Annotated in this window: 16 protein-coding genes; 12 read left to right on the top strand and 4 right to left on the bottom strand. The window is 71.5% G+C overall.

Annotation, left to right across the window (positions count from 1 at the left end):
- Positions 1-449 precede the first annotated feature (449 nt).
- The 4 genes from ACIRF9_RS45880 (at position 450) to ACIRF9_RS45895 (ending at position 5,379) form a co-directional block, all read left to right on the top strand.
- Positions 450-2,117, top strand: a complete 1,668-nt coding sequence (locus ACIRF9_RS45880; RefSeq protein ID WP_403835594.1) for a hypothetical protein — start codon at positions 450-452, stop codon at positions 2,115-2,117.
- Between the two features lie 233 nt (positions 2,118-2,350).
- The gene (locus tag ACIRF9_RS45885; protein WP_403835597.1) at positions 2,351-3,517 is read left to right on the top strand and encodes a hypothetical protein; all 1,167 of its coding nucleotides are present in this window, start codon (positions 2,351-2,353) and stop codon (positions 3,515-3,517) included.
- Positions 3,518-4,206: 689 nt separating this feature from the next.
- Positions 4,207-4,494, top strand: coding sequence for a hypothetical protein (locus ACIRF9_RS45890; protein WP_403835599.1), 288 nt, complete (start codon positions 4,207-4,209; stop codon positions 4,492-4,494).
- A gap of 9 nt (positions 4,495-4,503) precedes the next feature.
- Complete coding sequence (locus ACIRF9_RS45895) at positions 4,504-5,379, top strand: helix-turn-helix domain-containing protein (RefSeq protein WP_403835601.1); 876 nt, start codon at positions 4,504-4,506, stop codon at positions 5,377-5,379.
- Positions 5,380-5,469: 90 nt separating this feature from the next.
- Here ACIRF9_RS45895 and ACIRF9_RS45900 read toward each other — a convergent pair whose 3' ends face one another.
- Positions 5,470-5,754 (bottom strand): hypothetical protein, encoded by a 285-nt coding sequence (locus ACIRF9_RS45900; RefSeq protein WP_403835603.1) that lies wholly within the window; start codon positions 5,752-5,754, stop codon positions 5,470-5,472.
- Positions 5,755-5,900: 146 nt separating this feature from the next.
- On the opposite strand from ACIRF9_RS45900, the gene ACIRF9_RS45905 reads away from it, so the two are divergent.
- Both ACIRF9_RS45905 and ACIRF9_RS45910 read left to right on the top strand, forming a co-directional pair.
- Positions 5,901-7,790 carry a hypothetical protein gene (locus ACIRF9_RS45905; RefSeq protein ID WP_403835606.1) on the top strand — a complete coding sequence of 630 codons (1,890 nt, stop codon included), beginning with the start codon at positions 5,901-5,903 and terminating at the stop codon, positions 7,788-7,790.
- A 307-nt stretch (positions 7,791-8,097) separates the two neighbouring features.
- Positions 8,098-9,810: a hypothetical protein gene (locus ACIRF9_RS45910; protein WP_403835608.1), complete on the top strand. Its 1,713-nt coding sequence runs from the start codon at positions 8,098-8,100 to the stop codon at positions 9,808-9,810.
- Between the two features lie 237 nt (positions 9,811-10,047).
- Here the strand turns inward: ACIRF9_RS45910 and ACIRF9_RS45915 are convergent, their stop codons facing one another.
- The 3 genes from ACIRF9_RS45915 to ACIRF9_RS45925 all read right to left on the bottom strand — a co-directional run bounded on the left by ACIRF9_RS45915 (position 10,048) and on the right by ACIRF9_RS45925 (position 13,732).
- Positions 10,048-10,233: a hypothetical protein gene (locus ACIRF9_RS45915; RefSeq protein ID WP_403835610.1), complete on the bottom strand. Its 186-nt coding sequence runs from the start codon at positions 10,231-10,233 to the stop codon at positions 10,048-10,050.
- A gap of 86 nt (positions 10,234-10,319) precedes the next feature.
- A complete protein-coding gene (locus tag ACIRF9_RS45920; RefSeq protein ID WP_403835612.1) occupies positions 10,320-12,758 on the bottom strand; it encodes a Helicase associated domain protein in 2,439 nt (812 codons plus the stop codon).
- Positions 12,759-12,775: 17 nt separating this feature from the next.
- Complete coding sequence (locus tag ACIRF9_RS45925) at positions 12,776-13,732, bottom strand: ankyrin repeat domain-containing protein (RefSeq protein WP_403835615.1); 957 nt, start codon at positions 13,730-13,732, stop codon at positions 12,776-12,778.
- Between the two features lie 220 nt (positions 13,733-13,952).
- On the opposite strand from ACIRF9_RS45925, the gene tap reads away from it, so the two are divergent.
- The 6 genes from tap (at position 13,953) to ACIRF9_RS45955 (ending at position 21,030) form a co-directional block, all read left to right on the top strand.
- Complete coding sequence (gene tap, locus ACIRF9_RS45930) at positions 13,953-16,190, top strand: telomere-associated protein Tap (RefSeq protein WP_403835618.1); 2,238 nt, start codon at positions 13,953-13,955, stop codon at positions 16,188-16,190.
- Between the two features lie 13 nt (positions 16,191-16,203).
- Positions 16,204-16,761, top strand: a complete 558-nt coding sequence (gene tpg / locus ACIRF9_RS45935) for a telomere-protecting terminal protein Tpg (RefSeq protein ID WP_403835620.1) — start codon at positions 16,204-16,206, stop codon at positions 16,759-16,761.
- Between the two features lie 73 nt (positions 16,762-16,834).
- Complete coding sequence (locus tag ACIRF9_RS45940) at positions 16,835-18,199, top strand: DNA-binding protein (protein WP_403835622.1); 1,365 nt, start codon at positions 16,835-16,837, stop codon at positions 18,197-18,199.
- A 189-nt stretch (positions 18,200-18,388) separates the two neighbouring features.
- A complete protein-coding gene (locus ACIRF9_RS45945; protein WP_403835625.1) occupies positions 18,389-19,609 on the top strand; it encodes a hypothetical protein in 1,221 nt (406 codons plus the stop codon).
- A gap of 73 nt (positions 19,610-19,682) precedes the next feature.
- Entirely contained in the window at positions 19,683-19,946 is a 264-nt protein-coding gene (locus tag ACIRF9_RS45950; protein ID WP_403835627.1) for a hypothetical protein, read from the top strand.
- Between the two features lie 247 nt (positions 19,947-20,193).
- Complete coding sequence (locus tag ACIRF9_RS45955; RefSeq protein ID WP_403835630.1) at positions 20,194-21,030, top strand: TnsA-like heteromeric transposase endonuclease subunit; 837 nt, start codon at positions 20,194-20,196, stop codon at positions 21,028-21,030.
- Positions 21,031-21,042: the final 12 nt, after the last annotated feature.

Genomic DNA, 21,042 nt, shown 5'->3' on the forward strand with positions numbered 1-21,042 from the left:
CACGATCCACGGCTGCGACTGACGTTTCCCCACGGCCAGACCAACGACCACCCCAGCCGAAAGTCACATGATCAACAACTTCTGTTAGGACCTCTAAGCCTGTCTCCCAGCGCAACGATGTCCTCGCCGACTTTCACAAGCAGTTGTTCGGCTCCGCGCGGCGCAACGGTCTCGTCCCCGACACCGAGATCGACGGGATCTTCATATCCGGTGACGGCTCCGTACAGCTCGTGCAGGCAAAGTTCCACTCCGCACCGCCTTCCCGGTCCGAGGCCCGGAGGCTTCGGCGCCCCAAGCGACGCGGGCGCGGCTGAATACCCCTGTCGCCTCGCGGACGACGGTTGCTGTCCTCGACGGACCCCGGCCCCGGCGCCTTTCGCCGGGGCCGGGCAAGGAGTGCGGCGAACTGAGCGGGGCGTGGTGTCAGGGGGAGTTCGTAGGGTGGGTGTGTGGTGAGAGTTCCGTGGGAGAAGCTGGCCGAGAACCCCAGACTGTCGGAGTCCCTGGTGACGCTGCTGGTGATGCGCCTGCGGGAGCGGGCGCAGGCGGTCGACGGGACGGGCGGGGACGGCGGCCGCGACCTGTTCGAGTACACCGACGACGGCGAACTGGTCGTGTACGAGGCGAAGTCGTTCACCGGCCGGATGAGTGCAGGACGCCGCAGGCAGGTGGAGCGGTCGCTGGTGTCGGCGGCCCGTCACCAGCCGGACCACTGGGATCTCCTCGTGCCGATCGACCCGAACCCGGCCGAGCAGCGGTGGTTCGACGGTCTGCGCGATGAGTTCCCTTTCGTGCGGCGGTGGCTGGGGCGCAGCTGGCTGGACGAGAAGTTCGCGGCCGAGCCTGGTCTGGTGCGCTACGCGCTGCAGGAGGCCGAGGCCTACATTCTGGAGTGCATCGCCGAGGCGCGCGCCGAGCGCGACACGTTGGCCGGCGGGGTCAGCGACTACGCCGAGCGGGCCCGCGCGCTGCATGCGCGGGTCCAGGAGATCTCCCCGCACCACGCGGTGCACACCTCCTTGAACAGCGACGGCCGGACGGCCGTGCACCTGACGCCCCGGGGGCCCGACCCGGACGGACAGAACACCATCCGGTTCACCGCCCGGGTCCGGTTTGCCGGCGGTGACGAGCAGGAGACACGGCGGCGGCTGCGGTTCGAGGAGGCCCTGCGCTTCGGCGGCGAGGTAGAGCTGACCGCGGACAATCTCGCCGAGGCCGCTCTGTCGGGCCCCGCCGGGCTGGGGCTGGAGCGGATCGCGGTCGGTGGCGTGCGCATCACCTCCCACCGGCAGGAGGTGACACCACTTCTGCGAGGGAAGGTCGTCGTCCAGCAGCCCTCGGGTGTTCCGCTCGCCTCCCTGCCCGTGACGTTCACGCACCGGGTGAGCGGCCTCGACGGCGGAACGCTCCACGGCCGCGACGGCACCGGATTGCTTCGGGTGCGGATGCGCTACCACCCCCGCGACCGCTGCGCCCGGCTGACGTTCTCCTTCGAGCTGCCCGAGTCGGTCCTGCCGCAGGCCCTGGTGCCGGTACTCCGGCTGATCGCACTCAGCCGCCCCGGACGCTTTCTGGAGGTCGGCTTCGCCGGAGCTGGCACCGTCCGGTTGCGGGCGCCGATCACCACGAGCATGACGCCGGCCAGCTGGGAGCCCGGTGAGGCCCAGCTGTGGGCCGACGCCTTCGACGATCTGGCCCGACTGCAGACCCGCACCCACCAGTTCTTCCCGCTCCCCGACGACTTCGGCAAACGGGAAGCACGGGAGGTCAAAGATGCTCTCGCGCTGCTCGACGGAGAGGAGGTCGTGCTACAGGGCGACACCGTGTCCGTGGGCGCCGCCAGCGCCGAGGCCCTCACCAACCTGGGCGACCTCTTCCACGACGGGATGCTCCGCGTCACCAACGGCTGCGAGTCGACACTCTTCACCTTCGGCGAGCACCAGATCGACCTCGGGCCCTCCACCGAGATCTACACCATGGACAAGGTCCTGAACATGCAGCAGGCCCGGCGCGACCTCGCCGCACACGGACACGCCACCGTCGTACTGCACCTCGCCGAACGCTTCCCGCCCGTGCGCTACCTCGGGACCGAACGCCCCAGTAGCACCGAGGCATGACGGGTGTCGTCGAGCCGGTGGCGGCACGGGTGTGCGGGAGCGGACAGGACGACGTGTGCGTGTGGGCGTCCCTCGGCTGTGATCCTTCACCTGGCGGCGGTGGGGCCCGGCCGGTCGTGCGGGGCGGCCACTTCGACCAAGACCGTCCACGACGCACGACACAGGCGGCGAGGCAGGCGTCGAGAGGACCGTGTGCGTGCGGGCTCTGGTGGCTGCGTCGTCGACGGCCGACGATGTCCAGAAGGATCACGGCGGGGGTGGGCGTGGAGCTGACGGCGTTCTTCAGCAGCGGCGACGGGTGGGGACAGCCCTGGGTTCTCGACGTCGGCCTGATCGAGTCCCTGCGGTTCGGTCCGCCGGCCGGTCACACCGACCTGGACGTGGCGATCGCGCTCACCCGGCTGCTGCACCACGACTTCGTCTCCCACGGGACCGACGGCAAGAGCAGGCACCTGAACGACGAGAACGTGCCCCTGGTCATCAAGGCGCACCGCGCCGTCCTGGAACGCCTCGCCCTCGAGCCGCCCGACTGGCCGTTCCGTACGTTCGACGGGCCGCACGGCTTCGGAACCTACTGGCGCGACAACGACATGCGCGGCAGCTGGCAGGCCCGCCGGGACTGCATCGAGCAGATCCTCGGACCGGTGAGGGACGCGCTGGAAGAGCTGCAGGAGCTGGAGTACGAGAGCCGTTTCACCAAGGGGCCCTCGGGCAGCTTCAAGAACCTCATCTTCGCCGCCGACGGCGCCAAGCCGCAGCTCGTGCTGCGGGACGCGGTGAACAACGACGTGGAGATCGTCCGCCACGCCGACACCTGTCTGGTGTTCACCGACCCTCTCCCGCCGCACGGGCTGACCTGGCGGCAGATGATCGCCTGGTGGACGCGCCACCACCAGCCGGGCGCGGACGAGAAGGCGGCCGCGAGCGGCCTGTACCGGCGCCTGTACCGGTCGCTGGACTCTCCGCCCGAGCAGCTGGTGATGCGGACCTACTGCGCGCGCTACGCCGAGGACGGCGGTTTCGACCTGCCCGCCCTGATCCCGCAGGTCTACCTCCACTACGACCCCTACACCCGCCGCAGCGGCAAGCAGTCCGGCGCGCTGCCCCGCCAGCGGATGGATTTCCTGCTCCTGGCCCCAGACCGCTCCCGCATCGTCATCGAGGTCGACGGCGTCCAGCACTACGGCCGCCCCAACCCGCCCGACGAGAAGGGGCGGATCACGCACACCGCCGTACCGCGGCTGTATGCGGAGATGGTCGCCGAAGACCGCCGGCTGCGGCTGGCCGGGTACGAGATCTACCGCTTCGGCGGCTGGGAACTCACCCAGCCCCACGCCGAACAGCTCGTGGCGGACTTCTTCACCGAGCTCCTCGCACGGCACCAGAAACCGGTCCCGTAGATCGGTGTCATCTCGCTGTGGGGCTGGGCCGTGGGGCCAAGCTCATCCGCCGCTGAGCGGGACCACTTGTGTGGACGATGGCCCTCGTCGTCCGACTGAATGATCTCGAAGGAGCTGGTTCGGCCCGGTTGGGCATTTGGCTACCGTGCGTGATATGCGCAGGCGCTTCATCTACGTCGCAGTGGCCGGGTGAGGTCCTCAGGCCAGCACCGCGGGCGGTGTCGGCCTGAGGAGGGGCAGGCGCGGGCCAACGCGCTTGCCGAGGTCCTGATGCGGTTTCGGGTGTGCGACCAGTAGCCGTGTCAGGAGCACCGGCGGCGGGCCGTCGGTGCGGTGATGTGGCTACCGTCCTTCTGAGGGGTCCAGGCCGCAAGCCGGCTGGAACAAACGGCGGGCCGGGGCAGGTGTGGGAGGCATGCGGCTGTCCGCTGCTGGAGGGGCGGCGCTTGTGGCCGACAACGCCCGGCAGGTCTCCCGCGGAGCACGGAACACCAGCGAAGCCGTGATGCCGCAGAGCGGACATACCGCCCACCGGTGGCGGGCGGAGGGGGACTGACGGGTGGAAGACTGTCTGCCGCGCAGCCGCTCTCGGCAGGGCCAACTGCCCGTAGCTGCACCCCTTTTGCGACCAGTAGCCTCCCGGCCCCGGCGTATCCGCCGACGGCCCTGTCAGGACGGACCCCTCCACCTTGAACGAACACGGCCCTCTTGCCCGCTCCGGCGGCCCGAGTCGGCTCTGCACCTGCGCGGCGGACTCCACCGGGCGTCTGGGGCCCACGCACGCGTTGATCCTGCTGATCGCCTTCCAAGCACTGGGCAGCGGCCTGTTCCTCGCCGGTACCTCCCTCAGCACCGTCTTCGCGCTCGTGGGAGGCCTGGGAGCGATCGGCGCGGGCACCCTCACGCTGGCGCGCGGGGGCCGCCGCCTTGCGGCAGTGGTGGTTGAGGCCGCGGTGCGCTCCGGCGCGGGCAAGTAGGGGGCGGATGTGTCCCGTTCTGCCCTTGCCTGCGCTCCGGAGCGCCCGTTCGCGGCTCTCGCCAAGCACCTCATCGGCCTGCGCCGTGCCGCGCGACTGCCCCAGCGCGCCCTCGCCGATGTCGCCGCCATCTCCCGCACGGCCGTCCAGCGCGCCGAGTCCGGTATCGCGGCGCCATCGCCCAGCGTTCTCGATGCCTACGTACGGGGCTGCCGTGCAAGCCCCGAAGACCTGGCCCGGGCACGGCTGTTGCGTCGCTACGGCCGTATCACCCAGCGCGGCCGGCTGCGCTCCCTGCGTGCGCCCTCCCCTGCGCTCATTCACAGCGCAGACGACCTCGGCCTGGCGCTCGCGGCAATGTACGAGCAGGACGGCGCGCCCGCTCTGCGCGAGTTCAGCCGCCGCGTGACGCACCGGCCTCCGCTGCCGGTGACGAGCGTGTGGCGGTTCGTGCACCGAAAAGGCCTGCCGGCCAGCACCGAGCAGCTGGTGACATACCTGATGGCGTGCGGGATCAGTCCGGCGGAGCAGCGCCTGTACGTGAGGGCCTACCAGCGGATCGTCGCCGGACGCGGCGAGCGTCCCGGGCCCCCGCGGACGCGGCACCGGGCCGCCCGCCCCGACGAACTCGCCCACTACACCGACAAGATCAGCCCGACGTACCGAAGCCTGATGGACAGGATGTCCGCCGTGGACGTCGAGACAGCCCTGACTGTCGGCGTAGCCTACGTCTATGCCGAGCAGTCCCAGCGCAACGGCGTCGCTCCCATCACTGACCAGCAGCTCTTCCGCACCGCCCGCCGACTGTTCGGTGCCGATACCGGGCCCGCCCAGCTCAAGGGAGTCCCCGCGACTGCGTCCCCCGGCGGTGACGCCCTGCCCTAGTCCAGGCCTCCGTCCTCCGCGGCGGCACCCAATGACGCAACCGGGGCACCTGCTCGGTGATCAGCCGACTGACCCGGCGGCGCGGCCAGGTCAGGCACTGGGCAGCCGGTCCGGGACGGTGAGCTCAAGTCGGGTACCGCGGCGGATTTCCTGGGCGAGACTGAAGACCTGGTTGGCGCTGGGTGCGCCTTGAGTGACGTACCGGATGATGCGGTAGACCTCGTAGCGCAACTGACCATCGCTCAGGGCGAAGGCGTCGTGCTGAAGTCGGTCGAGCCGTCGGCGGCCGGTGGTCACACGGCGCAGCGCGGCGTCGGCGAGCGGTCCGTAGGCATGTCCGTCGTGGGCGTCGAGGCCGTCCTCGGTGTTCTTCACGGCGCTGCTCTCTTCGGTCCGGGCACTGGTGCCTTCGGGATGAAGACGGTCTGCCGGTTCCGGACGGGCGGGAATGTAGAGCGGCTGCACCCTTACCGTCTCGCGCAGCCCGGAGGCTGGTGAACGGCCAGCAGACGGTGGGCGGCATGGTGGGCGGCCTCTCCGGCAGGCGCGGCCACCATCGCCGCCGTCGGCAGCGGACAGTGCCTGCTCACCGCCCTCGCCTCCGCCGCCGCCCAACCGGCCATTACTGTGTGGAGCGGGGATTGGGGGCGCTGGTGCGTGACTCACGGCTTGTTCAGACGGCGGTGGTCGGCAACGAGCATTCGGACGTGCCGGTGGTTCTGCCCGTAGCGGCCATCGAGCTGGATGCATTCCGGCGGCGTCATCGTGGTGACTCCTTCTGGTGCGGCCTGCTGCTCGGGGGGTGCGGGGCTCGTCTGGCGGACAAGCTGTACGTCGACAGGCAGTGCCACTTCCAGCACTATCCCGCCGGGCAGCACGGAGGCGAGGCGGTGTGCCGGCGCCGTGGTATCGGCGAGTCGAGCGCCGACCACCTGTACGTGAAAGGCGCGCTGCAGGCGTCCTTGGCGGGTCACGGGCGGGCGGCCCGGTTCTCCTATCCGGACCCGATCGGCTCTGCCCTGGACGTCGACCTGGACGATGGACGGCAGTTCAGGGTTCACCTCGACGGGAGGGTCCGCCCGGTCTGGGAGGGCGGCGTGCCGATCCTCGGGGCGGGTCTGCCGCTTGAACCTGGAACGCTTTCTCGCTGCCGGTACGTGTACTGGGTGCGTGTGCAGAGTGAGGGGGCGGACCGCCGGGTCTGGATCGGCACCGAGAGCCTCGCCCGCCCCACGGAATGGGTGCCCCTGGCGGATTGCGGGTGGACGGCGGACGGACTTGTCACCGAGGCCGCGCAGCGGATCCTGAAGGATTCGCGGGCGGACCCGCCCCTGCGCACGCAGCCGCTGCCGGAAGCGGTCACGCGTCTGATCCGAGGACTGGAATCGGCGCAGCGGTCCGGCACGGTCGAGCACGTCCGCCGGCTCTGCGAGGGCAGTGGCTCCTTCCTTGAGACCCTCGAGCCGCACGCGCGGGCGCAAGCGGAGCAGGCCCTTGCCGAAGCCCGCACTTGGCTGGACGGCCATATGGGCTACCAGCAGCGCGTGTTCGCGGACCTGGAGCGCGCGGTGGACGACAAGCGTGCCTGGGATGTGCGCGAGCACTACAACCGGGCCACCGCCCTGACCCGGCGCGGTGCCAGCGACGCCGAACTGCAGGTGCTGCAGAAAGCTCGCCTCTTCCTTCAGGAGAAGAACCACCAGCCGGCGCCGGACACGGCCGCTCGTCGACGCCAGGCGCTCGACAGGCTCGCTCCGGCCCCGCCGCGCGCAGGATCCGTGCTGCCGCCCCGGCCCGATACGGACGACGCACGCGTGCGACGGCAGCAGCAGGCGGCCGTGCTGAGGGTCCAGCGTCTGGTGGCCGAGCACCAGCAGACGCACATGTCGCCCAGACGCCGCGAGGAAAAGCTCCGGGAACTCCAAGACGCCGTGACCGCGGCCGGCGGTGCCCTGACCGGCAGACTCCTGCGGCAGATCCGGGCGCTGAGGGAGAAGTACGCCGTGGACAGGACGGCGCCCTCAGGGCACGTCGTCCCGCGCCCTGCCGCAGGCCTGTCGGACGAAACCCTCGCCGCGGCGGCCGCAGCGGTGCGCGGCGCTCTGATGCGGGTGGCCCGTGCCCAGCAGACCCTCACCTGGGCCGCCCTGAAAGGACAACTGGGCGCCGCCCTGCCCGACATGACGGACCAGGAGCGGCAGCGCCTGATCGCCCTGGTGGACGCGGCGTCACAGCGGGACGAACCGCTGCTCTCCAGCGTCCTCGCGGCCGCCGACCCACAACTGGCCGAGGCGTACCGGCTGTCCGCGAACCTCCTCGGCGGTCACCTGCCCGCAGACGACCGCGAGGTCCTGCGCGATGTCATCGACGCTGACGTACGTCACACGCACGTGTACTGGCGCCCCCGCTGACGAGGTTCGCGCAGCCAGGAGGTGGCGCGTGAAGGGTGCTGTGGCCCGCTCTCGCACTCGCCCAACGAGGTGCAACTGACCGGCTTCGTGTGCCAGTCGGCGCGCCGCCGTCTCCGCCGCGACTGCATCACGAGCAGGCTGAGCCTCGCGGGGCACTCATGGAAGCGGCGTCGTTACAGACCGCGCGTCACGTCAGCCGTTCCGTGCCGGGGAGGGTGACGCCGTTGGGTAACCGAGCACGCCGGTCGGGCGCCTGTGTCGCATTGAGCGACGAGAGCTAATAGGCGACAAAGGGGGGCGGGCTGTCGTGCGGCGTGACCGAGAGCTTCCGGTGCTGCGGAAGAAGGAACTGCTGGCGGCCGGGGTAGACGTCGGGCCGCTGCGGCGGATCACCGTGGTCCTGGGGCGTGCGGGCGGCGGGAAGTGGCACGCTCCTGCCAAGGCGGCGGGGTGGCGGAGCCATTGCCGCTACGCGCAGCACCTGACGGGCAGCCCGCTCGCTCTGCTGGACGTCTGCGAGCACGTGTGCCGCCACTGTGCTCCTGTGGTGAGGGTGGAGCCTGGCGAGGAGGCGCTGTGGCGGGCAGCGGCCGAGGTCGTGACGGCTGACGGGCGGGTACGCAGGCTGGAGGAGCAGGAGGCGGGCCCTCGGACCTGGGAGGGTTATGCGCGAGTGCTGTGGGAAGCGGCACGGCACCGCGATGCGGAGGTTCGCCGCGGGCTCGAGCCGTGGACGGCTGATCCCTTGGTCGGGGCGGGCGCGCGGCAGATGCTCAAGGCGTGGTCGGGAGTGCTGGAGCGGTCGGAGACTGTGCTGGCCGGCTGGCGGGCGGCAGCGCCCGCGGCGCGCGAGGTGACGTCGGTCAGCGGAGCGTGCGATGCGGTGGCAGCCGACGGGAACATGCAGCGCAGGGGCCAGGAGTTGGCGGCCGCGGTGCTGCAGTCCCGGTGGGCGGAGCCGTTCGACGTGTGGGCGGCCGTCCGGCGGGCGTGGAGCGGCGTCCGGGACCAGGGCGGCGAGGCGACTGCGGCACGTGCGGCGGCGATGCGGGCGGTGGAAGCCGCCTGGGGCGGGTTGCGGGTGCGTAATGTGATGGCGCTGCCGGATCCGGCCCTCGTGGCGGGTGCAGGGTTTGCTTCTCCCGCGCAGTGGGCGGATGCAGAGTTCCAGCACCGGTGGCAGCAGTACGTGTTGGACTGCTGCGACCGGCTGGAGGAGGCGCTGGGGGCGGCCACGGGTGATGGCGGCGACGGGTGGCAGCTGGTGCTGGTGAGCGGCTGGCCGCTGACCCGCAAGCGGGATGCGGAACTGGCCTACCTGGCCCAGTACGAGCAGCACGGGCCCACTGTCCCGTTCGGTGGCCGGCGTACCGGCTACGGCTTTGAACCCGATCACGCTGTCGTGCTTGCCGTCCCCCGCTTCGCCGCCCGGCACGCCGCCGACCACACCCGCGACGACCGGCAGCGGGTCATCCTCGGACCGGAGCTTGTCGCGGGCACCGCCGAGCCGGATGAGCTGGACGTGCTGGCGCTGCTGCGTGGCGCCTACTCCTATCTGCCGGCGGACGCTGAAGGCGACGGGCCGGGCGCCAGGCCCACGGCCATGGTGACGACGGCCCGGGCGGTGCGGCGCGCTGCCCAGCTCGGGCGGCGGGCTGCCTACAGCGGGCCCGACTCGATGGAGGTCTACAACGACCTGGTCGTCGGCAAGTACAGCTGGGTCCCCGACGACGAGCACCCCGGCCCCGCAGCCGCCGAGATGGAGCATCTGCCCGTCCACTGGCTCAAGGACTGGATGCTGCGCCTGGACGTCGAGTGCGGAACGCGTGACGAGACCGTGCTGCACCGGCTGTACGGCACGGTGACCTCCTACGAGCCTGGCACCGGCCGAGTGGAGTTCTCCCCCACGGGCGGCCACCCGGCCATCTCCGTGCCCGTCCACCGAATCGTCGCGCTCACCGGCGACCGGCAGCGGCGCAGCGACGGACAGGTGCCCGCCCACGAGCCGTACGAAGAGTAGAAGGCCGTCCGCCTCAGCCGCCAGGGAGGCCCGTGGGCGCCGATCCAGGCAACAGGCCGGGTTCTTCACCGAACTCCTCACCCGGCAGCAGAAGCCGACGCTGCGCTTCACCCGGCCCGCAGGTGCGGCGGTGCCGCCTGGCCGGAGCGGTTCGGCCCGGCATCGGTGCGTGGCGTAGCGCCGGCGGGGGTGCCCGTCCGCTGCTCCCCCAGAGGGGGAGGGGCAACGGCCGCATGCCTACAGGGCGCTGGGAGGCTGCTTCGGTTCGAAGACGCTTCGTGGGGTGCTCGGCTGGGGGGCGGACGCCTGGCGCAGTACCTGGGCCAGGTCGCGGTGTATCCGGTCGGCTTCCCCGCGGACCTGAACGGGGACGTCGCCGCGTTCGGCGACGAGGCGGTCATAGACGGGGGTCTGCTGGAACACGGTGGGGCGGTTTCCCTTCAGCGGGCGGTACGCCGGACCGGCGCAGCATACGGGCCCGGGTCACGCCCCGGCTGGCAGCGGGGCGTTCAGGCCAGGACGGCGGGGATGGCGGCCTCGGTTGTCCAGTCGCCGTCGAAGAGGGCGGCAACCAGGCGGACATGGGTCTCGGGGAGCTGGCCGGTGCGGTGCTTGGTGCGGGCTTTGGCGAGCCAGGCGCCGAGGTTGACGGTGTCGCCGTCGACGCGGATGGTCTCGCGGGCTGTGGGGGCGCGGCCTTCGCGGTGGAGGAAGAGTTCCAGGAGCTGGACGGTCTGTTCGAAGGTGCGGCGGGTGCGGCGGGCCGGGGCGAGTGGGTTGGTGTCGGGGGTGAGGCCGAGAGCGGTCATCAGGTGCTGCTGGCCGGGGTGGAGGGCGGGCCAGGTGGTGAGCTGGCGGTGGAGCCAGGAGCCGATCTTCATCCCTGCCGGGATGATCTCGCGGGTGAGGGCGGCCGGGTCGGCACCGGAGGCGAGGTGGGCGCGCAGCAGGTGGTATTTGCGGTGCCAGTCCGCGCCGTGGGGAAGGCGCCAGTCGGAGGCGAGGGCGGTCAGGGCGTCGGCGCGGGCCTGGTCGAGGGTGTTCTTGGTGGCGAGGTGGCGTTGTTCGGCGAGCCAGGCACCCACGGGGGTGGTGGCAGGGGCGGCGAGGTGGCCGTGCGTGTGGTGGTAGTCGGCTGCGGCGGCCAGGCGGGAGCGCCAGGCGGCGTCGTGCTTGTCCCAGATCATGCCGAGCGCGTCGAGTTCGGCGATCCAGTCGGCTTCGAGGCGGCCGGCGGTGCGGGCGTCGCGCATGGTGGTGATGAAGGTGCCCAGCCGGTAGCCGGTGGGGTCGATGTGGTCGGCGGGGACGTCGAGGTGGCCGTACTGGTCGCGGTAGGAGCGGGCGGCGGCGAGCCCTAGGCGGCGGGAGCGGGAGACGGCCGCGTCGCGGGGATCGAAGGAGGCCAGGTCCATCGCCTGGGCGATGCGTTCGGGGTGGACGGTGAAGTCGAAGTGCCAACGGCGGGCGATGACGTCGCTGGTCTCGCGTGGGAGGCGGTTGGCCTTGTCCGGGAGTCGCTCGAGGATGCGGTGGTCGTGGCCGGCCAGTGCGCAGGCGATCGCCCACACCGGCTCATACGCGGTGCCGAGGATGTTCTCGCTGTCGGCGCCGGGCGGGACGTAGACGGGGACGATCAGGCTGGCAGTCTTGCCGGAGACGTCCAGGCGCAGGGCGCGGCCCAGGGCCTGGACGCAGCGGATGACGCTGCGGGTGGGGTCCGCGAAGACGATCGCGTCGACGCTGGGGATGTCGACGCCTTCGGCGATCAGGCGGGAGTTGGCCAGGATCGCGCAGTCGGCGGCGGCGAAGGCTGTGAAGGTGTCGGCGCGCTGGGCTGGGGTGTGCTCCCCGTGGGCGAAGAACAGCTCGGGGGTGATGTCCGGGACGAGGTCGGGGTCGGTGCGGGCCAGCAGGCGCAGGGTGTGGGGGAGTTCGCGGGCGAAGCGGCGGGCGTCGGAGACGAGGTTGAAGTAGACCAGGACCTTGCTCAGACGGTGTTCGGTCATGGCGCGCAGGACCGACAGGTGCAGGGCGGTGGTGCGCAGCGCACCGTCGTCCCCCTGTTCGCCGGAACCGGCGGCGGTGTTCGCGGTCGTGCCCGGGGCGGGCATGTTCAGGCGGCGGCGCAGGTCGGTGTCGGTCAGGGTGGGCACCACGATGCGGTAGTCCGCGGCCCGGCCGTCCTCCACCGCCTGGGCGAGGGGGTATTCGAAGACCTTCTTGCCGTAGACGGCCTCGTTGTCCATTGAGTTGGCGAACGGATCCACCTCCCCGTCCGGTTCGGCGGTACGGCGGCGGCGCGGGCGGGTGGTGTCGGCGGACTCCGCCAGCTCCGGGGCGAGGAAGGTGCGGGGGGTGGCGGTCATGTAGAGGCGGCGGTCCGCGCGGATGCGCTGTGCGTCGTTGGCGATGGCCCACTTCTTGTCGGCCCGTCCGGCGATTCGGTGTGCCTCGTCCATGATCGCGAGGTCGAACGGCGGGACCGCGTACCCGGTGCGCTGGGTCTGTTCGATCTTGTCCAAGGAATCGTAGGTGCAGATCACCGTCAACGCACGGATCTGGTCCTCCTCCTCCCCCACCACCGACATCAGCCCGCCCAGCGCGTGGGGGTCGGTGGTCGACATGACGCGGGCCGCGACCAGGTCGTCGCGGCCGCTGGTATCCAGGGAGGAGACGATCACCATGTGCTCACCGTGGCCGTCCCGCCGCCACGCCAGCGCGGTCTGCGCGGCCAGGTCCAGGGTGGGGACCACGAACAGCACCAGCCGCGCGCCGAGTCCGTCCGCTGTGCGGATCGACACCAGCGTCTTGCCGGTGCCCGTCGCCGACACGAACAGCCCCCGCGTCCCCGCGCGCCGCAGATGCCGCACCAGCCGCTCCACTGCCTCGGCCTGGTCAGGGAAGAGCCGCGCGCGCCCGGGGCGCGGTAGTTCCGCCACCGTCATGACAGCTCCTTGCCGAGTCAGTGACTCCAGTAGTCGCGGCGGGGCAGTTCAGCCCACACGTCGGGCGGCCCGGTCACCGCGCGCCTGTCGGTCGGACGCAGGCCTGCGAAGGCGCAGGCGTAGGCGACGGCGTTGTGCTGGTAGAGGTAGGCGGCCAGCACCTGTGCGGGGGTGTCGTCCTCGTCCGGGTCTCCGCCGGGGTGCAGGTCTGAGCCCTCGATGATTCCGTTGCGGGCGATGCTGCCCTGGTTGCCGCTCTTGGGATTGGCGTAGAGGCCGTAGCAGAGGGTGCCGGCGGACAGCCGGGTCAGCACGCCCGGCATGTGCGGCGCGTATCCCCAGGGCTGGGTGATGACGCAGCCGCCCGGCACGGACGTCACGCCGATGATCTGCAGGCTCTCGTCCATGTCGTAGGCGTAGGGATCTTCCAGCAGCTCGTCGATGAGTTCGCCATCCACCGGCGTCGCCTGGAGACGGCGCACCGCCTCGGCCGCGTCGATGCCGGCCACGCAGGCCAGGCCCGTGCCGTCGTAGTAGAAGTCGCTCAGTGCCGTGGTGAGCCGATGGGCCTCCTGTGCTGCGGCACGCTCGGTGTCGGTCAGGGATACCCCTTCCGGTACCGGGAACAGCTTTGGCGTCGGTCCGGCCAGACTCAGCCGCCCCGGTGACCAGCCACCGAGCGACAGCCGCCAGGGATCGGCCCCGGCAGCGGCGAGCGCTCGTGCGTTGGCCGGCTTCCTGGACACGACGGCCTCCCACAGTGCCGTCACCCCGTTCTCCAGCGCGTCCACATCCGCAACCCGGCGGGCCAGTTCCGCAACAGCCTCCGGAGAGCCGAAGACCGCTGCCCGATGCAGGGGCCGACTCCCGTTCCAGCTCTCCGGATCAGCTCCATCGTCCAGGCGCCGACGGATGTCGGCGGCATCGGTCCAGTCCCAGCCCATGCCGGCCCAGCCGTCACTTGCTGCTGTCACCGCTCCCCCCTGCTACGTCGTCACGCTCTCACCCGGGAAAAGGCAACGGCACGAGCACACGCCTGACCGGACTTTAGCACCCCGAAACACTACTCGTACGCGCAAAGTACGTGGTTCGTACGTGGTTCGTACGTGGTTCGTACGTGGTTCGTACACTGTTTGTACACTGTTTGTACGTGGTAAGAGCGTTTCAGGGTAGAGTAAGGGACGGAGGTGTGTCATGTCCGAGTTGTTCGACGCGGTCGACGCGCTGGTCGCGTCCCGCTCCCCGCTGCCGCTGCCGGCCGAGCGCCGGCGGCTGCGCCAGGCGCACGCACTCACCCTGGACGAGGTGGCCGCTGCCCTGGGCGTGCGGCGGGCGACCGTCGGCGGCTGGGAGTCGGGCAGGACCGAGCCGAGGCCGCCGGAGCGGGAGGCGTACGCGCGCATGCTCCAGCAGCTCGCCGCGCTCTACCCCGCCCCCGAGAGCACCGGCACCCCGCAGGAGGACACGGACGTCGCGGCGGCGCAGACCGTCACCCCCGCAGCACGGCCTGAACCCACGGGCCGGGCGCCGGAAGCTGCTGCAGCGCCTGTGGCCGAGGAGTCCCCGGCCACGGCCATGGCGGCGGTCGGCTCACGGGGGGCCGCAGTGTCGCTGCCGCGTGCAGAGCGGGCCGCGGGTTCGCGCCGCCCGGCTGCGAAGAAGGCCGCACCGGCGAACGCTCCCAGGCCCGGCGCGGTGTACGCGCACGGTCCGCTGCTCGTCCTCGACGCCGACTCCGAGCGGAATGTGACGGGCTACGGCGTCGGCGGTCTGATCCTGGACGTGCCCGCCAAGTCGCTGCCTGCGCTGGTGGAGTGGACGCTCGCCGAGGCGCGGCTGGGGTCGGAGAGGCTGCACGGCTCGGGGAAGGACGGCGACCCGCTGCTGGTGCTCACCGAGGCGGCGTGCGAGCGCTACGGCCTGCCCGCCGCCTTGTCCGAGGCCGAGCGGCTTGCCGGGCGGCTGCCGGAAGGACACAAGGTCATCAAGCAGCTTGAGCGCGGCGACTGGCAGCTCACCAAGCGCGGGCTGGGGCCGTGGGCGCGGATCTACCATCCCGCCCACGGCAGCCGCCGCCAGTGCGTACAGCTGTGCATCCCCTCCTGGCGCGCCCTGGACGACCGCTCCTGGGGCCACGCCGCCCAGTTGCCACCGCCTGAGCTCGCCCGGGTGCTGGGCGTGTATGCGGCCCGGGTGATGACGCCGGTCGGCTCAACGGCCGTGACGGGGCTGCAGCTGATGACCGCGCTCAACCCGCCGACCCGCGCGAGCGAGCCGGACGCCTCCGGCAGGCGTCACCGCGAGCACCGGCCCGGGTCACTGGGCACAGAGCCGGTAGACCCGGCGCCGTGCGAGGCGATCGACGGACACCCCGTGCTGGCCCATCTGCCCCGCTTCCACGTGCGCGGCCCCGGCGAGCGGCTGTTCGAGGAGGCCTACGACTGGGCGCGGGACCTGACCGATGCCGAGTGCATGCAGGGGCACCTGGTCGGCCTGGATGTGAACCTGGCCTTCGGGGCGGCCGCCAACGGTGCGGTCGTCGGGCTGTCATCGCCGCCCGAGCACGTCACCGATCCGGTCTTCGACCCAGCGGTGCCCGGTTCCTGGCTGGTCGACCTCTCCCACGTCGACCTGTCCCGGGTGAAGGTCGGCAAGCAGTGGCGCGACCTTGACGGTGGCCTGCTGCCCAGCCCGTTCACGCCGAGCGGCCAGCGCCCGACCGGTCCGGCCTGGTATGCCACGCCCACCGTGGCATACGCCGTCGAGCTCGGCTATGACGTCACCCCCGTCGAGGCCTGGCTGCGCCGGGAGAGCGGCCGGTTCCTGGACGGCTGGTACAAGCGGCTGCGCGATGCCTACGTCGCCACCATGGCGGACCTCGGCGTCGCGGAGAAGCTGTCCCCGCACCAGTTCCTTCAGGCGATGGACGGTTACAAGAGCCGTGATCCGGAGCTGGGGATCGTGGTGGACGCGGTCAAGATGACCGTCAAGGGCGGCATCGGCAAGCTGCAGGAGAAGGCACGCGGGGGCGGCTGGAAGCCGGGGCAGGCCTGGCCCGCCCTGGCCCGCCCGACGTGGCGTCCGGACATCCGCGCGACCGTCATCTCCCGGGCGCGGGTCAACATGCACCGCAAGATGCTCGCCCTGGCGGCGGCCACCGGCCGTTACCCGGTCGCGGTCCTCTCGGACTGCGCCGTGTACGCGGCCGACGGGCCCAGCCCCCTGGACGTGCTGCCGTACGGCGCCGACGGCAAGACCGTGCCGGGCTCGTTCCGGCTCGGCGTCTCGCCCGGGATGGTCAAGCACGAGGGCACCCAGAGCATGCTGTGGGGGGCTGACGTGCTCGAGCAGCTCGGCGCCGACGGCCATGTCGCCAACCTCGCCCGTTACATCAAGACCGGCGAGGTCACCGCCAAGGACACCGGAGAATAGGGGGACAGGGTCGATGGTCACGGTCGGGGAAGAACTCGACAAGGCGGTGCAGGGCGCGTTCACGCGGCCCATCCCCAAGTCCGCCGGAGCGCAGATGCGTTACCTCCTCAAGAAGCACGGCGGCCGGACGATGCCGGTGGCCGAGCTGCTCGGCATCAGCCAGCGCACCGTCGAACGGTATGTGAAGAACCAGATCAAAAGGCCCCGGCCGGAGCTCGCCGACCGCCTCGAGCGTGAGGTCCGCGTGCGCTGGCAGCCGCAGATCAGGGCGAAGGCGAAGGAGGCAGCGGCCACCACGAGCGGCATCATGATCGATGTGCAGGCAAGGTTCGGCTACACCGCCGCCGTCGGCAGCACCGACCAGGCCCGCGTGCGTCACCTCACCCTCGCCCTGCCGCCCCGGCACGCCGCCCGCCTCCTTCAAGCCCAGGAAGCAGGCGTCGGCGAGGACGACCTCCGCGAACTCGCTGCCCAGGCGTTGGGTGAGGTGTACTTCCGCGACGGCGGCCGCCGAGCCCACGGCCTCGAAGTGGAACTCAAGGACATCGTCGACCTGCAGTTTGAGCTGTAGGCGGTCAGCGCGCCGGGGCAGGAAGCAGGAAAGAGCGTCGGGGAGAGTTGTGACAGCAGGAGCGTTACGGACCGTGCCGCTGGCCGGGGAGCTGACCTCGTCACTGATCAGCCGGGCCGCGGACCGCTACGGCCTGCCGGCTGCCGGTGTGCTGCGGCTGTGGACGTGCCGCAACTCCCCCGCCCGCAACGACGGCGGCGGTATGCGGGCCGATGCGGAGATCGTGCTCAACGAAGCCGGGCGGGCTGTGCTCGCCGAACTGTGCAGAGTCGAACCGGCGGTGCTGGCGCGTGCTCTGCCCGCTTTCACCGTGGATAATCCCAAGATCAGCACCGTCCGGGAGGCCGCCCTCCCGCAGGCCCGGTGGCGGGCGGCAGGCGCGGTGGCGGAAGAAGCGGCGTTCGCCTGCCGGTCGTGCACCGCGCGGCGGACCGGGCAGACGGTGCGGGCGGTGCGGTATCTGCCCCGCTGGGAGCGGGTGTGTGTCCGGCACGGGCGGTGGCTGCTGGACGCAGACGCCGACCAGCCGCTGGAACACCTCGACCTGCGCGGCGTCCCGGAGGTGGTGGCCGCGCAGCGGCAGTGGACGGGGGTGGCGCGCCGTGCGGTGCGGGCCGTGGCGGAGCCCGGTCAGGTGTTCGCCCTGGCGCACGCGGTCGTGGCCCGGTGGTGGGATGAGGCTCTGCACTGGGAGCAGGAAGAGATCTGGCCGCACAGGCTGCACCGGGTGGCGGGCGGCAACGCGGGACCGCGACTTGGGTGGTGGCGGATCGTGGGCCGGGATCCGGTCATCTTCCCGGAGGTGGTGGCCGTGGCCGACGCGCTGCTGGACCCGGCCATGACCGAGCTGGTGTGGAGGGACAGCGGCGCCGGGCGGCCGCGGCCGCTGCCCGCCGACGGGGCGTTCTGCCGCCGGCTGGGTGAGCGGGTGGGACGGGGCTGGCTGGGCCCGCTGTCGGCGGTGGACTATGGCGGGCCGCTGCTCACCTGGATGGGCGCTGTCATCCGCCAGCGGCGCGGTGAAGGCGGGCCGCCCGGGTGGAGGGACGATCCATGGCGGCTGAAGCGGGAACAGCAGCCCGCCACGATGGCCGGCCAGCTGCGCGTCATGGCGGCCGAACAGCAGGCAGGCGGCTCGCGCACCCGGTGGCGAGCCACAGTGAGCGCCGAACACCGTTTCCAGATCGAGCAGATGATCGGCGAAGCCCAGGAGCAGCTGGTGCAGCTGCGGGGCGTACACAGCGGCACCACCGCCGAGGTGGCCCGCACACTGCTGGAGCACCTCAGCCGCAGTGCCGCCTTGATCGACCGGGCCTTGGTGGACACCGCCGCCGCAGCCGTCTCCGCGGGGGTGGCGGTGGAGGAGGTGTCGGCGTGGTCCCGCTTGCCCGTCCATGAGCTGGCGGAGCTCGTGTCAGAGGGCCCGGATCAGCACTGACGCACGCAGCGGCCGGTGTGCCGTCTCTCAGCCGTTGCACGCCGCAGCCCGGGTCGCAGGGCGGATCCGGCCGGGTTCTCCCCTGGGGGGCGCCGTGCCTGCTTCGGGAGAAGCGAAGGCGTGCGGCCACTACGCTGAGGCGGGGCCGCGGGTAGGCGGCGGCCTGGGGACCGGCGCCGAGGGAGCACGTTGAGCACTCAAACGGGTCCGGCGGCAGCGGGGGCGGACCTTGCCCAGCTGGCGCTCGACTTCCACCACACCCACCAGTTGCTGGACCCTGCCGCGCAGGGAGTGCAGGAGTGGCAGGTGCGCATCACCGCGGCCGGCACACCAGTGGGAAGCCTGACGGCCGTCAGGGGCCTGTACTGGAAGTCCGACAATCTGCGCGAACGGATGGCCGACGAGCAGTCCTTCCCCGCCCTGGTGGCCGCCCAGCTCCTGGACGAGGACGGCCGGTTCACCTACGAGTTCGAGGAGTTCATCGAGTCGGCCTCCAGCGTTCTCGTCGTCGACCGGCTGCACGTGGAGGAAGCCTTCGCCGACCCTGTGGTCGTCGCGGGGGTGGTGGCCTCTGTCATCGACCGGCTGACGGACAACTACTTCGCCGTGGTCCTGCCCGCCAAGAACGCCTGCACGGACGCGGGTTCCGCCCTGCTCGCCGAGGCCGGCACGCTGCTGAGCGCCCAGGAGTTCTCCGACGAACTGCAGATCATCGACAACGCCCTGGCCGCTCCCGAAGAGGCCGCGCAGCGCGTGCGCAGCCGTCTGCGCTCCCTCGCCCGCCACGGCCAGCCGGCGGCGTGGGACGAAGACGACGAGGCCGACGGCTGGGACGAGGACGGCGAAGAGGACGAGCTCACCGCGCGGACGGCTGCGGTGCTGCGGGTGGCGCTCAAGGAGCTGTCCGAGCAGATCTGGCAGGACGTCGCCGACGTGGGGGACGCACCTGTTGGGCGCGGCGAGGGCCATGTCCTTGGCTCGCTGCCGCCGATCACCTTTCACCAGGACCAGCAGTGGCGGCGGCAGATGGCCCGATGCTTCGATGACCTGGCCGCCGACCTCGCCGAGACGCACACCGTGCGCCCGCTGTGCACCGGCGAGGAGATGGCCCTGCACCTGGGCATCGACCGGGCCAAGTCGCTGACGCGGAACCGGCCGCGCCTGGTCGCGGAAACAGTGGGGGGTCTGGGTGAAGACCGCCGCGACTTCGACTGGGACTGGTGCTCGGATGTCCTGTTCGAGGACCACGATGTGCTGATGCTGTTCGACGCCTCCCTGGACGGGATCGAGGACAGCGGCAACGAGATCAACCAGGCCCTCGGACTTGCCAACCTCGCCGCTGCGGACTGGTTCGTTCCCTTCCGCCCCAGTCAGGCCCGCGATCCCGACCGCGGCTTCCGACACTCCTGACCGCGGCCAGAGGAAGGACCGGGACGGCTACGCTCAGACTGCTGACGCGTCCGGGCGGGGAAACGAGGGGGCAGTGGCCAAACGCGATGTGTGGGTACGCGTCGGGGACGACCTGGTGCGCGGTGACACCGTCGTGGGCGTCACCGTGAGCGATCCGCACTACCACCACGAGACGTTCAAGATCATGCTGAGGGTCACGGGACACCGCGACCACCTGTGGCTCGACTCCGGTGTCCGCGACGACGACAGGGTGCGGGGCGCGAGCAGGTCAACGCGTTCGCAGACGCCTTCGTCGACACGCTCGCGCGCGGTGCGGCGATGCCGTCCGGCGCCCTGATCCGGTTCGGTTCCGGCGAAGACGACTCGGGATGGGTGCTGTCGTCTCTGGGATGGCGGCGAAGCCGATCCGGCGCCTGCTCACCTGGCGGCCCGGACGGGAAAGTGCAGAGATGCGCACTGACACCAGCGCGCCCCAGGCGGCATCCTGGCCCCCGCACAGGACAACCGGCTCTTGCGGCACGGCAGTTGGGGTTACTGGCCGGTTCGCCTGCGCGCCGTGTCCGGTATGACGTTGTGTGGAGCACGTGATCATCGACAGCAGCCAAGACGGCTTACCTGCCGTCGCGGGCAGGGCCTGCCGGGTGCCGGAACCGGGTGCGCTGGAGGCAGAGTTCACGGGGCCGGACGGCACTCTCGTGCAACGCCGCTGGGTCGAGGCCGCCGTGGCCATTCGGTTCGAGCAGCTCCAGCCGGTGGCGGCCTTCCCGGTGGTGCCCGGGCGCAGGTGGGGACCGGGCTGGTGGTGGTCGGCCACCACCAGCGGGCACGTACCGCACGGGTCGCAGGCGATGTGCATGCAGCTGATGTTTTTGGACCGTGATCCGCAGGTGGTGGGTTTGTCGGCGCGGCCGGTGCGGCTGATCTGGCGTGATCCGGGCAGCGGGCGCGTGCTGACGTGGGTGCCGCAGGTGTTCGCCCGCTACGCCGACGGGCGTGCTCTGCTGGCCGACTGTCCCGCGAGCACCGGGCCCGCCGGGGATCGTGCCGCGCGCGCGGCCGCGGTGCTGGGCGCGGCGTGTGCGGCGGTGGGGTTCACCTACCGGCGCCTGCGGCCGCCGGAGAAGGTGGTGGCGGCGAACGTGCGGTGGCTGGCCGGCTACCGCCATCCCCGCTACAGCGACGCAGGCGGGCTTGAGCAGGCGGTACTGGAGGCGTTCGCCGCCCCACGGTCTTTGATGGCCGGGGCCGCAGCAGCGGGCGAGGTCCTGAGCACGCTGCCGGTGGCCTACCACGCGTTGTGGAGCGGGCGGCTGACCGCGGACCTGACACGGCCGCTGGGCGAGCACACCCTCGTCTCGGCCGGCTGCCCGGATGCGACCGAGGACGACGCGGAGCAGGAACGGGAGCAGCACGCGACGTGAGCAGGAACCGTA

It is taken from the genome of Streptomyces sp. NPDC096132, assembly GCF_044763345.1.
In the GTDB taxonomy this organism is placed as follows: domain Bacteria; phylum Actinomycetota; class Actinomycetes; order Streptomycetales; family Streptomycetaceae; genus Streptomyces.

Excerpts from the sequence above, each read along its gene's own strand:
- tpg (WP_403835620.1), top strand. The coding sequence starts at position 16,204 with ATGGTCACGGTCGGGGAAGAACTCGACAAGGCGGTGCAGGGCGCGTTC.
- tap (WP_403835618.1), top strand. The coding sequence starts at position 13,953 with ATGTCCGAGTTGTTCGACGCGGTCGACGCGCTGGTCGCGTCCCGCTCC.
- ACIRF9_RS45885 (WP_403835597.1), top strand. The coding sequence starts at position 2,351 with ATGTCCAGAAGGATCACGGCGGGGGTGGGCGTGGAGCTGACGGCGTTC.
- ACIRF9_RS45905 (WP_403835606.1), top strand. The coding sequence starts at position 5,901 with ATGGTGGGCGGCCTCTCCGGCAGGCGCGGCCACCATCGCCGCCGTCGG.
- ACIRF9_RS45920 (WP_403835612.1), bottom strand. The coding sequence starts at position 12,758 with ATGACGGTGGCGGAACTACCGCGCCCCGGGCGCGCGCGGCTCTTCCCT.